This window comes from Methylorubrum aminovorans, from assembly GCF_022179725.1.
GTDB lineage: Bacteria > Pseudomonadota > Alphaproteobacteria > Rhizobiales > Beijerinckiaceae > Methylobacterium > Methylobacterium aminovorans.
On the sequence record NZ_BPRC01000018.1, the window covers coordinates 59,109 to 72,664 of the forward strand.

A 13,556-nucleotide genomic window follows, 5' to 3' on the forward strand; every position below is an offset into this window, starting at 1 on the left:
GGCCCTTTCCTTTGCGCGGCCCCCCGGCCTGTCAGGCGACGCCGCAGATCTCCTTCAGCCCGGCGGTCAGGCTTCGCTCGGCGCGGAGAGCCTCGCGGAGCAGCCGGATCTCGCGCTTCGCTCCCGCAGCCTCCTCCTCGGCCTCAGCGGCGCGGGCCTCGGCGGCGGCCGCTCGGCGCAGGGCGGCGACCTGACCGAGCCGAGCCTCCCGAAGGCGGGCGGCGACGTCGGCGACGGCGTTCGTCTCGCGGCGCTGCTCGCGCTTGATGTCGGCCATGGCGCGCTGGACCCCGAGGTGGGCGAACGCGCCGACCATGCCGAGGCGGCTGCCTGCGTCGAGGCTGATGTCGGTCGCGATGCTCATAGGGTGTCTCCGTGTCTGGGGTGAGCTCAGGAGAATCTAGGGGGACTCCGCGGTCAACGGGGTGACGCAGGGGACGGTTAAGGCATCCCTGGCCGCCGGAGCCCGCGGAAGGCCCCGCAGGCCGACGTCAGGCGCACGTCGGCCCGCTGTCGGACCGACGTCGGCCCGTGTGCGCCTTCCAGCGTAAGAGAAAAATAAGAATGCTTAAGCGACTCTCGCGACTCAATAAAAGGCGGATTTTTGGCCTTAGTGAGTTCGTGGGAGAATCGTTACACAGTTTTTTAGGGTATTCCCGCCCCATCCCGAGAGCCCCCTCAGTACCGGCGGGATCGGCCGCCCTACCCGGCTCTGATAACCTTGTGGATATGGTCGGATCCAGATGCGGTCGTGCGGCCTATTATCGGGGCGATTGAAATTCACTCCGAAGTCTGTCCCCCCGTTACTCATATAGAATGAAACGAAAGTCTCAACGATTTTTGGGTGGAGCGCGTGCGCCCTATACTGTGCACGTGCTCCGCCCTCCCCCCTGTGCTTCAGGCAGCTGATAGCGGACAGCGATGTCGATGCCCGAAAGATTTGCGTCCTGCGTCTGGGGGCAGATGCGGGCGAAGCTGTCCCCGACGGCGATCGCCAGGTTGGCGTTCGTCTGCATCAGGAACGTGCCGTTCTTCGATCCGGCCGCGAAGATTATGCTGGTGATGACGAGATTGTTCACGGTCATCGGGATCGGGCCTCCGCCGCCGGGGCCACGTCGCAGTAGGCGACCGTGCCATAAAACTTGGGACGAACCGGCCCTTGCGGGCGAACCGGCGGCGGCAGAGCCAGCTGGACGCGGCCGGCTTGCCGAAAGCGGCGTAGGTGATCTCGTCCGTGCCCTCCGGCGCGTTGTAGCTGTGCTGGGTCAATCTATGACGACGCCGGTCAGGGCGAACTGGACCGCCCGCGGGAAGCGGGTGAGGCCGAAGCTCTGGAAAGCCTGCGCTTCGCGCTCCGCCTCGGCCACGTCGACCCGCACCGCCAGCGACACCTGCACCCCCTATGGGAAAAATAGCCGCCGGAGTTTCCTCGACGGCGGCCTCACAGTTCCAGTCACATTGATTCGCTAAGCGAGGCTCCGTGCCAGTTCGGATTCCAGCAAATGCGCCGTGAACAACAAGAGTCTTGGGAGCCACGCGGACCGACCTCCGCGTCGCACCATGGCCCTAGGCCGCGGGGGCGGCGGGCCGGGTCAGAGCGGCGCCAAGTCGCTCCCTGATCGCAGCCTCAGCCTCGGGCACATCGGAGCCGAGCGCGTGGCGGGCGATGCGGATGACGTCGCCGACCGGCACCGCCGGTGAGCGCTGGCCGGTCTCTTCGCGCAGCTGGCGGTGGCGCTCGACCATCGCGTCCACCAGCGCGTCGGCGACGCCGAGGCGGGCGCGCAGGGCCTCGGCCTCGGCCGCGGCGGCCTGCAGTGCGAGGCGCTCGGCGTTGCGCCGGTCGCGCGACGCCTGAGCCCGGCGACGGGCCCCGGCCATGCGGCGGGCGCGGCGGGTAGAGGGGTGGGTCTCGGTGGGCTGGTGGGGCACGTGCGGATCTCCAAGCGTGACGTACGCAGGGATCCTCGGCCTGCGCCTAGCAAGGATCAACGGCCGGGGCACGTGCGGCCCGTGGAGTTAGACCCGTTTGATTTCGTCATGAGTGCAGGTCGACCGGCGCGCGGCGATCGAGATCTTGGACGAGGCGTTGGCGCGGCTCAACGTGGCCGAGGCGGAGATGGCGCATGCGAGAGCGCTTGGCGCGGCTTGAGGAACGGGACGCCGGTATCCGGACGCGTCCCGCGATGCGACATGACGATCTTATACCGACGCAACTGGAGGATCTTAGGGATAGACGGTGAAAACCCTCGTCGCGTCCCGAGGGTCCGCAGAGGGTGGGGCACGATCGCGCGGCCCGGCCCGCGCGACCGCTTAAGACCCAATCACGCCGCGATCGCCCTATCCTCGACGAAGGTCCTCGGATCCCAGCGGTGGGTGGTCTGGCCGATGGCATTGCGTCCCAGTTCGATGACGTAGAGGCGATCGCCCTCGAAGGCCGGGCTGAGTTCGAGCGCCAGATAGTCGAAAAGCGATCGCTCGTGGACGGCGATGACGACCTGACGCCTCATCTGCTTGGAGAAGGTCCTCAACAGAGCGGCGAACTGGGCGATGTGCACCTCGTCCATGCTCTGCACGGGATCGTCGATCACCAGGCACGGCAGCCTCGCGTCCACCGATAGATGGAGAGCCAGGAAAAGCGTCAGGGCGGCGGTGTTCAGATTCCCGGCGCTCAGCATCGCCTGAGGATTGCCGCCCTTTCCCCCCTGGCGGTGATGCGTCTCCAGGACGGCTTCGATCTCCGTTCCGGCGCCCTCGGGAATGGCGAAGGCTGGAATGAACGGCTCCTCGGGTGCGAGACGGACGAAAAGGTCCCGCCAGATGGCGTTGAGCTCGTCGTTGAATGCCTTCCGGACGACGCGGCCTCTCGCTTCGCGCGTCTGCCTCATGAGATCCTTGGCGAGTTCGATGAGCTTGTCAGCCTCGTCCTTCCTGCGCCGCAGCGCCAGAAGTGTTTTCTCGACCTCGTCCCGTCGGACCTTCCGATCGGCGATTTTGCGCGTCAGGGCGATGAGGGACGCCACCGTGTCGGCCGCTTGCCTGCGCGCGCGCTGGCGCTCGTTCAGCGCCGCCTCTCGCTCCTCGATCCGCGTTCTCACGCGCACGAGGAGCTCTGACGTCGGCACCCCGTCGAGGGAGGGCCCGTCCAACTGCTGCCACAAACCGTCTAGCTTGTCGCGTAGCGTGAGCACGGCCTGTTCAGCGTTGCGCATGGCGGCCAGGGCGCCGGCGACACGCGCCACCTCGCTGCGACAGCGATCGCCGTCCTGCATCAGAGGCATCGCATCGCCAAGCTGGCGCGAGACCTCCCCAAGATCCGCCGCCCGCGCCTTCGCCCGGCTCAGGTCGGGCTCCGGCAGAAGCTGGGACTGTGTCGTCGCCAGCTGGCGTTCGAGTTGAGCGGCGGCGGTTACGGTGTTACCGTGATCCTTCGCGAGCGACTGCAAGCGTCCGGCCTGTTCCACGAGGCGACCGATCTTGGCCGAGAGATGCGCCGCCAGCGATGTGCCGCCGAAGTCCCGATCGCAGACGGGACAGGTATCGCCGTGGATGTGCGAGGCGAGTTCGGACAACGCCTTGGCATAGGCCTCGTTCGTTCCGGATGCCTCGTTGATCTGACTGTCTAGCCGAGCGATGCGCGTGCGCGCCTCCTGAAGCTCCCGCGTAAGGGCGTCCCGACGCTCCAGGCCCGCCTCATGGGCGCCGAGCACACCTTCGAGGCGCCTCAGGTCGGTCTCGGCGCGCGCGCCGAACGATCGGGCGCGCTCGGCATAACCGCTCTCGCCCGACAGGGCGAAGTCCGCGAACAGGGTCCCGGAACGGCCGAGCAGCTCCTCGATGCGCTCGCCATCGCGTCCTGTCCAGGCGTCTAACGCGACCCGCGCGCGCTGTCCCTCGGCCTCCAGCGTTTCTCGTTCGGCGATCCCGGGAACGGTGCTTGCCTGTTTCCAGACCATCTCGGAGACATCGACCTCCCGCCTCGCTCGGACGAGTTCGGTTAGTGCCGCTTCCTCCACATCGAGCGCCAACGATCGGCCGAGATCCTGGAGGTTCGCGGAATCGTCCCCGAGCGTCGTCTCGGGGAACGACGCGTCGACGAGCGACATGCGCTCGCGCAGCTCGCCTCGGAGCGCCGAGAGGCTGGCCGAGGCTTCGAGGGCCTCGCGGTCGATCTCCGCCAGGACCTTCTCCTGCAAGGGGATGTCCTCCCGGACCTTCCCATAGGCCGGGACCGGTCCCTTCAGGCGGGAGATGTGTCCAGCGGAACCGAGGCCGTTGATGATCGCCTCCATGCGATCCAGCCCGAGTAGTTCCTTGACGAAGCGTGTGAGGGGCGATTGCGACTTCCGTTCGGTGTGCTGGTAGATCTCAAGCAGACGTCCGAGCGTCGACTGCGCCAGATAGCTTCGCTCGCTGAAGAAGGCGGCATCCGCCGCGCCGAGGATCGGATCGCCCGTCACACCCCGGGCCGTAACCCTAATATCGCCGGTTCGAATGGTTCCGTCGAGGGCGGCCACGTCGAGACGCACCCGTCCGAACTCCCGGTCACGGTGGGGCAGGTAGGCGAGATAATCGGGTTCGGCACGGGACAGCGAAGGCACTGCACCGGTGAGCGCCAACTCGATGGCCGACAGGAGGCTCGTCTTGCCGGCGCCGTTCGGTCCGTGGATCAGCACGATCGGCGCATCCAGCGAGACGTTGACCTCGCCGGCGATGCTGCGGAAGTTCTCGACGTGGAGGGACTTCAACCAAGTCATTCGGGCACCCCCCCTTCGTTCTCGGGCTCGGGTTCGAGGATCGCGTTGAGCGCATCGTGGAAACGCATCCGTACGTTGTCCTCGCCGAGTGCGGAGGCCTCGACCAAGGCCGTGGCGATCGCGACGTCCGGCAGGTCGAGGTGCTCGCCGGAACCGAGGTCGCGATCCGCGGACTGGGGGGTGGGCAGGTTCAGGGGAAGAAGGATCGCCAATCGGTCCCGAAGGTCGGCGGGATCGGCGGCTTCCTCGACGGCAAGGATCCGGCTGACCTGCGCGATGGCGTCGAGCACCTTTCCGACGGGCCTCGGTCCGACGATGATGGACGTGAGCGGTCGGCGCGACCGCATCACGTCGAGGGCGCGGGCGATGCCCTCGATCTGCTGCGCAACCTTCCGTTCGCCGTCGGTCGCCATGTCGCCGACGACCACGAGGTCGGCGACATGGCCCACGCCGACGAACGCTCCCGCGACCTCGAACGCGAGCCCTGCGACCTGCGACCTGCAGGGGCAGGGGAAGCCTGCGGTATCCCGCATCCAGAAGGACGTCCGCGACCCTTTCGGCTGGGACCGCTGTCATAAGGCCACCGCCTCGCGGAAGCGGTTAAATAGGTCCTCGACCTCGGCCCCGCCGTCGAGCAGATCCGGCACGCTGACCTCCCTGATCGTAGCGAGGCCGGTGCGTCCGGGCGGGCGCCTCGGCGACCGATGCATCGGGGGTGGGTTCATTTGGCTGTGGACGATGACGGCGTCGTTGTCGGCGACGAGGCCGTTGACGCCCAGGCAGATGGCGGCCTGCGGACTCGCGGCGAAGTAGACCTTGGCGGGGCCACTTCGTCCCGTGAGGACGAAGGCACCGGATGCTGGGTTCGCCAGGTCCGCCTTGTCAGCGAACCAGTGTCCGCGCTGCAGGCCAAGCCCGATCAGGCCGGCGGCGAGGGCGAATTGGACGATTCCGCTTCCGGTCAGCGCAGGATCGGCCGGCATGGCGTGGAGCGGATGCACGCAGATCGGGCTGTAGATGCCTTCCTCGACGGCCGGCAGGTGGCCGTCGCGGAACATCGCCATCAGCCGTCCGAAGGATCCGAGCAGTTCGAGGACGACGTCGGAGGTTGGTATCAAGCTCTCGGCGACAACGTTGCGGGCGTGGGCCAGCCCCTCGCGAAGCTTTTCGCGGTCCCCCGGCGCAAGTCCGAGAGGGCCGTGTCCGATGAGCAATCCCAGCTTCGCCGTCACGACGTACAGCCACAGCGCCAGCAGGAGCGGCTTGGCGTAGGCCTGCACCAGGGCCTCGGCCGCCATGGGCGGCCGGTTGGCGGGCGAGTAGTCCAGGTTGTAGACGTTCTGGAGCAGGTTTTCCTGATCCCCGCCGAGCGCGTTCTCCGCGAAGGCGTAGGCAGGGGGATGGGAGGGCGGGTTCGGCGGCCAGCGCCATGGCATTCGTACCTGCGCCTCGGCAAACAATCCCTGAATGTTCGAATCCTGCGCGGACAAGCCGAGCATAAGTGTCGGTTTCGTGACGATGAGCTGGGTGAGCACGCCCGCCATCACGGGGTTGTTGGCGGCCCACCCGTGGATCTGGTTCTGCCGTGCCACGAGGAGCCCACGATATCCACCGGGGTTCGAACGGGCGGCTTCCGCGCAACCGTGGAACTTGTAGAGGTTCGCTCGTCCGCGGTGCAGCCTGGTCTCCGCCGGCGCCACAGCCACCCGCAGGATGGGGAGGCCTCCGCGAGGTTGGCGACGGCACGCTCCAGGAGCGGGTCCCAATTCGCGGACGGCATCTCGGATGCCACACCCTCGATCGCGAGCGCCGCGAGGCAGAGATGCTCGGCATCGGGTTCGATCGCGGGATTGGAATAAACGCTCGCCGCGTCGAGGACGTCCCACAGCAGAAAATCCGCCTCCTCACCATCCACCGTGACGTTGAGCATGCGCGCGTAGTTGCCCACAAGCCGTCTCGCCAGCGTGTCGAGGACAGGCCAGAGATCGGCGGCCTGCCGATCGTCAATCACAGCCCACTCGTCGGGGCTCGGCATCGCTAGGTTGATGACGCTGGACAAGGCCCGCCGGTAGCGGCACGCCGGATCCGCTTGGTCGATGCGACTTTGCAGGGTTCGCAGGACGTTCTTCGCTAGGTCCGACAGGTCGGGCATGCGGGCCCGAGAGATGCCCGAGCCGAGCCAAAAGACGTATTGATCGTTCGCGATACCCTCGGCGATCGTCCGTTTCGGGCCATCGAGCATGGCCAGCGTCTCACGGATCGTGATCGTTGCAGCTGGCGGTGGCGGCATCGAACCCCTCTGTTGACTGAATTCCAAACGCGGGCCGCCGCCCTCGGGCTATCATACAACTCGCCCCACCGCGATCGGAAGGGACGCACCCGCGCGTCGACATCGCCTGTCCCACCTATCGGCCTGGAAGTTGGCCGCTGAGTTAACAACACGGGTCCACACCCAAGCCTTGCCGCGGCAAGAGGATTTTTGACGGCAACCCTCCGCTGCTCGGCAGGAATCCTTCATGCATGTTCTGCTTTCGTTCTGCAAGACTCCGAGCGAGCGCATGTAGATCCACACGATCCCGATCTGTCCGCGGCCGACCGTCTCCAGCCGAACTCGGTCCAATGTGACACGACGGTAGGACGTTGTGGCCGCCGGACCGATCACTCCAACCCAACGGCAGTTGTTGGGCTCCAAGCGGCCTTGTTGAATGTTTCAATCCAAGGTCCGCTGATGACGGATTTTATTGAAAACTCAGAGGTGGTGCTCCAAGCGTCGCTCAGTTTGCATCCAAGGGGGCAGCGACTGAGATCGGTACACGACCGGAGTGTCATTGAGGCGGCGTGACAAAGGCCCCATGCATTGAATGGTGTTGTCGTTGACGCACGACTAGCGCCGAGCGTGACTCGACGGTGAAGCGCATAGGGCTGAGCTTGGTCGGTTCTTGGAGGCATTTCTCTCTATCGTGCCCGCCAATACCGTATGCGCGCTCATTGATGGCCGCGGGTCGTGTCTCGGTATCGTGCGCGGGCCACGGCTTCGACCCGCCTCCGTTCGGTCACGTGGCGTGTCGCGCACGATGGCCGGGGAACGCTACCGGCCGCCGGCTATGCCGTGGCAAGCCGTATGTTATCCTCGCCATCATGGATTCTCTTTCGACCCTCCGGGACGCACACGAGGCGGATGGCTCCCCTCCCAACGAAGCCGCTCTCCCCCTGTCGCGTAAACTGTCCGGTGCCTATTTCACGCCGCACCCCGTCGCTGCGACGTTGGTTCGATGGGCCGTGCGCGAGCGTGACGACCGCCTCCTTGATCCCTCCTGTGGGGACGGAGCCTTCATGGTCGCGCACGCTCGCTGCGTCGGCGTCGAGCGGGATGCGGCAACCGCCCGGTTCGCCCGGGAGCGGGTGCCCTTGGGCGAGATCCATGTCGGCGATTTCTTCGAATGGGCGGAGCGGACCGAGGCGCGGTTCGATTGCGCGGCGGGTAATCCGCCCTTCATCCGCTATCAGCGCTTCGCCGGCGAGACGCGCGAACGCGCGCTCCGGCTCTGCCGACGTCTCGGAGCCGCCTTTTCCGGATTGACCTCGTCCTGGGCGCCGTTCTTGGTCGCGACGGCGGGCCTCCTGAGGCCGGGCGGCCGGATGGCGTTCGTGGTCCCGGCGGAGATCGGGCATGCCCCCTACGCAGCCCCCTTCCTGGATTTCGCCGTCGCGAATTTTTCCACGGTCCAAGTCGTCGCCGTGCGCGAGAAGCTGTTCCCGGAGCTTTCGGAGGATTGCTGGCTCTTGTTCGCCGACGGCTATGGCGGCGAGACCCGCGAGATCCGTCTCAGCGTCCTCGACCGGTTCGCGCCCATGCACGCCCCGCCGCACGCGTTCGAGAGGATCGACGTGACCGAGTGGCGCGATGCGTGGCGGAGGCGCCTGCGCCCATACCTGATGCCCGAGGTCGCCCGGGAAGCCTACCGGCGCGTCGCGGGTTCCGGCGAGGCGTTGCGTCTCGGTGCAATTGCCCAAGTCGGAATCGGTTATGTCAGCGGGGCCAACGAATTCTTTCACCTGAAACCGTCTGAGGCGCGCCGCCTCGGCGTGCCGGAGGCGTTCCTGCATCCAACCGTACGCAACGGCCGCGCCCTGGCTGGTTCGGCCCTTACCGGCGCTGACGTGGCGAGGTGGAAGGCTGCCGACGATCCGGTTCTCCTGCTGCGCTTACCCAAGGCGGGCTCGCTGCCATCAGTGGTGACGGCCTATCTCGACGGGGAAGCGGGCCGGCTCGCACGCACGGCCTACAAGTGCCGCGTACGAACACCGTGGTACGCCGTCCCGGATGTCCAGGTTCCCGATTACCTGCTGTCGTACATGTCCGGCCGGAAGCCGAGCCTCGTCCGCAACGATGCCCGTTGCACCGCGACGAATTCCGTCCACTGTGTCCGTCTGCTCCAGCCGGCATCGCGGTCGCGGCTGGAGGCATGGGGTAGCCCGTTCGTGGACCTGAGTTGCGAGGTCGAGGGCCACCCGCTCGGGGGTGGCCTGCTCAAGCTGGAGCCGCGCGAGGCGACCCAGGTCGTCCTGCCCGCCCCGGGGCTATTGCGCCCGGTCGAGGAGGAGGCGTGCCGCGAGGCCCTGGCGATCATGCGTCGGTGGCGGCATCGTGCCGACTGACCGCGAGGCCGCTTCCGCGTCTGTGTGCCGCTGGATGGACGAACGCGAGGCCTTCCGGATCTTCGCCACCTCCGAGGATGCGACCCAGACCCAGCGCCACATCAAGCCGATCCACTGGTACGTCGCCTGCCGCCTCGTCTTGGAAGGCGGGTTCATGCCCGACGAGGTCACGCCGCGACCTCCGTTCACCGTCGATCCAAGAGACGGTCGTCTCGCCTACGATCCCTCGGCAGCCCGCGGCGGCGAGCGCACGATCCTTGGTGGCCTCAAGACGAAGGATATCGACGTCACCATCCTGAAGCCGGGGCTGGGCCCCGTCCTCGCCGTCTCGTGCAAGGGCGCGATCAAGGCGTTTCGGAACCTGACCAATCGCCTGGAGGAGGCGGTGGGGGACTGCACGAACATCCACATCACCTACCCGGCGCTGGTGGCAGGATACCTGTTCGCGTTCCGGGCAAACCGCGAGGCCGGAATCGTGGCCGAGGAGGCGCCCGCCGGTGCGTCGCCAAGGCGGCAACTCGCGGCGAACGACATCGCCATCGGGCGCGGCGGCGATCCCGTCGAGGTGATCATGCGGTTCCATCACGCGCTGAGCGAACTTACGGGCCGTCGCGGCATCCGTGACGACGTCAGCCGTTACGAAAGCGTCGCCCTGACCCTCGTCGAGCCCGAAGGCGGCCGGGCGGGCGAGATCCTGACCGGCTTTCCGCGTGAGGACAGCCGGATCCTCCTGCGCAACTTCTTCGCAACGCTCTACCTTCGTTACGACGAGCGCTTCGTGTACGCGGCCCCCGACCTCAAGCAAGTCACCCGCCGACGGATCTGGGCCGAAGGCTCGCCGGCCTTCGCGGTGGGGGATCCGGCGGGCCTGCCGCACCTGCCGACGAGCTACGAGCCGCGCTTCGCCGGGGCGCAGGGGGCGGGCCTTTATCTTTGAAAGCCGAACTGGGACCGGCACCGGTGACGCATATGCGCCGCGCGTCGGTCCGACCAGACCGGCTGTCATCGGACCTATCCGATCCAGAGGGGCAGTCAGATCCGGGGGAGCCGAGGATGCCATCTCGACGGGCGCCCGCGTGAGCAGCCGGTGGACCATTGGGGCCGGTATTCTCGGGGCTTGGTCACGGCCACCGTGTTCACGGTGTTCGTCACTTCTCTCTGCAGCCTTATCGCACGGTTCCGAGGGGGGCACCCCATCAGTGCGTCTCCGGACCCTCGGATCTGCGACGAGTGTGGCGAGGAGTTCCGGACCGCACGCACGGCCGGACCCCGACGCAACCAGCGCCTCAACGCGCGGTCGGCATCACCAAGGTCGCCGGCACCGTCGGTCGGCATTCCGCAGGTCCCGGTCCAGGTCAGCGGTGCAGCGGCAACCGTGCGCACGGCGCCGATTCCGACGCGCGAACGGCGTCGCGATGCACATCCGGACGGCTTCACCTCGCCACGCACGCCTCGCCCTTGCAGGTGATCAACCAGGTGAGCTCCTGCCGATGCTCGGGCCTGGTGGATTGGGTCACGAGACCGGCCATGTAAAGCTGAAGCATGGCTAGGCGCTGCGCGTCGGTCTCGCAGCCGGTGAAAGACAGCGAGCTACGCTTTAATTGAAGGAGTAGCTTCCGCTGATCCTCCGACAACTTCATTCCCCTCTCACGGCTCTCGGAATGAGGCTCGAATGCGTCCGGATGCCGATACGCCGGGGCATGGGGCTTCCCATGCGGTCCGGAAACCCGCTTCAGCCCCGGGGCGGACCCGCGGTGGGCATGGGTGATCCCCCGGCCCGACGGACCGGATAGGTCCCGGTTGGTTTCACGAGATTCCTGGTCCATTCCCCAGCCGTCAGAGAAGCAGAATCGAAAGATTTTCAGTGCGCGGTCGCCTTCGAGAAGACGTTGAGCACGATCACTCCGCAAATGATCAGCGAGATGCCGGCCACGGCCGGGGCGTCCAGTTTTTGGTCGTAGGCCAACCAGCCGACCGCCGAGATCAAAACTATTCCCACCCCCGACCAGATCGCGTACGCGATTCCCATGGGGATCGTTCGAAGCGTCAACGAAAGGAAGAAGAGAGCGGCGCCGTAGCCAATCACAGTTAGTACCGATGGTAATAACTTGGAGAAGCCCTGGGTCGACTTCAGCGCTGATGTCGCTCCAATCTCGGCCAGGATCGCCATCGCTAAATAAAACCAGTTCAATGCTTTCGACTCCAATGGGTGGCGGCGACGCATACCACATCCGGAAATCGATGTTGAACCTCAACAGGGCAGGCGGACGGCAGTCGCTGCCGCCCCTCCCCTCCGGGCGCAAGTCGGTGACGTCGATCGGGCCGCAGCCCGACGTGCTCCCCCCTTGGCGGTCGTAGGCCCCTCCAGCCGTACCGGGCGGCCGGCGGGGATCGTGACCGGAGGCGCGGCGGCCGGGCGTTACTCGGCGGCGACCTTCTGCGGGGCGCTGCCGCCCTCGGTGTAGGTCTCGGCCTGCAGGCGCTTGTGCGGGGCGGCGCGGCCCGGCAGCGGCGGCAGGGCCTTGGCCTTCTCCAGATCGATCCCGGCGCCCTCGGCCACGCGGCGACCGTAATCCTCGTCAGCGTGCCAGAAGTGCCAGACCATCCGAAGCTGGATTGCTTCCGGGCACTGCTTCATGTCGGCGACGAGGTTGGCGATCAGGTCCTCGCGCTCCCAGTCCTCGAAGGTCCGGTAGCGGTGACCCGCCTGGGCGTAGTCGTCCTCGGTGCGCGAGGTCTGATAGCGGCCGAGGTTGCCCTGCACCGGCTGGTGGTATTCGGTCTTCTTCGGCGCCTCGGCGAGGCCCTCGCCGAGCGTCGAGGGCTCGTAGTTGATGTGCCGGTTCGCGCCCGTGCCATCCACGCCGTAGGTCATCTGGCCGTCGCGCTGGTTCGAGTAGACCTTCACGCCGGGCTGCGGGGCGTTGATCGGCAGTTGCAGGTAGTTCGGGCCAACGCGGTAGCGCTGCGTGTCCGAGTAGGACAGCGTCCGGCCCTGCAGCATCTTGTCGTCCGAGAAGTCGATGCCGTCGACGAGCACGCCGGTGCCGAAGGCCGACTGCTCGACCTCAGCGAAGAAGTTGTCCGGCACACGGTCGAGCACCATGCGGCCGACCGGCAGCAGCGGGAACTGGTCCTCGGGCCAGCGCTTCGTGTCGTCGAGCGGATCGAACGAGAGGTGGTCGTTCGGGCCGTCCGGCATGATCTGCACGCAGAACTCCCACTCGGGGAAGTTGCCCGCCTGGATGTTGTCGTAGAGGTCGCGGGTCGCGTGGCCGACATCCTTGGCCTGGATCTCAGACGCCTGCTGCGAGGTCAGGTTCCGGACGCCCTGCTTGGGCTGCCAGTGGAACTTGCACAGCACCGCCTCACCCTGGTCGTTGATCAGCTTGTAGGTGTTGACGCCCGAGCCTTCCATCTCGCGGTAGTTGGCCGGGATACCCCAGGGCGACTTGAGGTGCGTCACCATGTGGATCGACTCGGGGTGCTGCGCCACGAAGTCGAAGAAGCGCCACGCCTCCTGGCGGTTCGTCACCGGGTCCGGCTTGAACGCGTGGATCATGTCGGGGAACTTGATCGCGTCCCGGATGAAGAAGACCTTGAGGTTGTTGCCCACGAGGTCCCAGTTGCCCTCGACGGTCTTGAACTTGACCGCGAAGCCGCGCGGATCGCGCTCGGTCTCAGGGCTCTCCTTGGCGCCGGCCACGGTCGAGAAGCGCACGAACATCGGCGTCTTCACACCGGTCTCGTTGAGGACACGGGCGCGGGTGTACTTGGAGGCCGGCTCGTCGCCGATCTTGCCGTAAGCCTCGAACCAGCCGTGGGCGCCGGCACCGCGGGCGTGCACGACGCGCTCGGGAATGCGCTCACGGTCGAAATGGGTGATCTTCTCGATGAACTGATAGTTCTCGAGCGTCGCCGGTCCCCGCTCGCCGACCGTGCGCGTGCTCTGGTTGTCGCGGACCGGATGGCCCTGGCGGGTCGTCAGAATCGGACGGTTCTCGCTCATGTCTGCAATCGGACCTTTCGATTGAGGCCAATGCCGCGGGATCGTGGAAGAGTCCGTCGGCCAAGGGCGCCTTCCATCCGGGCGTGCCGACTGGTGCAGCCCGGGAAAAATCTCGGCGGTGCCGGCTCGCT

At 66.6% G+C, this 13,556-nt stretch carries 11 protein-coding genes; 2 read left to right on the plus strand and 9 right to left on the minus strand.

Annotated elements, in window-relative coordinates; all coding sequences use genetic code 11:
• Window positions 1–31 precede the first annotated feature (31 nt).
• The 7 genes from MFF24_RS20325 to MFF24_RS20350 all read right to left on the minus strand — a co-directional run bounded on the left by MFF24_RS20325 (window position 32) and on the right by MFF24_RS20350 (window position 6,643).
• Complete coding sequence (locus MFF24_RS20325; protein WP_238226802.1) at window positions 32–364, minus strand: hypothetical protein; 333 nt, start codon at window positions 362–364, stop codon at window positions 32–34.
• Window positions 365–860: 496 nt separating this feature from the next.
• A complete protein-coding gene (locus MFF24_RS20330) occupies window positions 861–1,085 on the minus strand; it encodes a hypothetical protein (protein ID WP_238226804.1) in 225 nt (74 codons plus the stop codon).
• 180 nt (window positions 1,086–1,265) lie between these two features.
• The gene (locus MFF24_RS28870) at window positions 1,266–1,391 is read right to left on the minus strand and encodes a hypothetical protein (RefSeq protein WP_283214526.1); all 126 of its coding nucleotides are present in this window, start codon (window positions 1,389–1,391) and stop codon (window positions 1,266–1,268) included.
• 175 nt (window positions 1,392–1,566) lie between these two features.
• The gene (locus MFF24_RS20335; RefSeq protein WP_238226806.1) at window positions 1,567–1,932 is read right to left on the minus strand and encodes a hypothetical protein; all 366 of its coding nucleotides are present in this window, start codon (window positions 1,930–1,932) and stop codon (window positions 1,567–1,569) included.
• 392 nt (window positions 1,933–2,324) lie between these two features.
• Window positions 2,325–4,748: an AAA family ATPase gene (locus MFF24_RS20340; RefSeq protein WP_238226808.1), complete on the minus strand. Its 2,424-nt coding sequence runs from the start codon at window positions 4,746–4,748 to the stop codon at window positions 2,325–2,327.
• A 5-nt stretch (window positions 4,749–4,753) separates the two neighbouring features.
• Window positions 4,754–5,290 (minus strand): hypothetical protein, encoded by a 537-nt coding sequence (locus tag MFF24_RS20345; RefSeq protein ID WP_238226810.1) that lies wholly within the window; start codon window positions 5,288–5,290, stop codon window positions 4,754–4,756.
• Between the two features lie 39 nt (window positions 5,291–5,329).
• Window positions 5,330–6,643, minus strand: a complete 1,314-nt coding sequence (locus tag MFF24_RS20350) for an SIR2 family protein (protein ID WP_308445609.1) — start codon at window positions 6,641–6,643, stop codon at window positions 5,330–5,332.
• A 1,336-nt stretch (window positions 6,644–7,979) separates the two neighbouring features.
• On the opposite strand from MFF24_RS20350, the gene MFF24_RS20355 reads away from it, so the two are divergent.
• Together MFF24_RS20355 and MFF24_RS20360 are read left to right on the plus strand one after the other, a co-directional pair.
• Window positions 7,980–9,416: an N-6 DNA methylase gene (locus MFF24_RS20355; RefSeq protein ID WP_373322726.1), complete on the plus strand. Its 1,437-nt coding sequence runs from the start codon at window positions 7,980–7,982 to the stop codon at window positions 9,414–9,416.
• 34 nt (window positions 9,417–9,450) lie between these two features.
• A complete protein-coding gene (locus MFF24_RS20360; protein WP_238226814.1) occupies window positions 9,451–10,353 on the plus strand; it encodes a hypothetical protein in 903 nt (300 codons plus the stop codon).
• 924 nt (window positions 10,354–11,277) lie between these two features.
• Here MFF24_RS20360 and MFF24_RS20365 read toward each other — a convergent pair.
• Together MFF24_RS20365 and MFF24_RS20370 are read right to left on the minus strand one after the other, a co-directional pair.
• On the minus strand, window positions 11,278–11,640 hold the full coding sequence (locus MFF24_RS20365; RefSeq protein ID WP_283214527.1) for a DMT family transporter: 363 nt from the start codon (window positions 11,638–11,640) through the stop codon (window positions 11,278–11,280).
• Between the two features lie 195 nt (window positions 11,641–11,835).
• Window positions 11,836–13,425: a catalase gene (locus MFF24_RS20370; protein ID WP_238226817.1), complete on the minus strand. Its 1,590-nt coding sequence runs from the start codon at window positions 13,423–13,425 to the stop codon at window positions 11,836–11,838.
• Window positions 13,426–13,556: the final 131 nt, after the last annotated feature.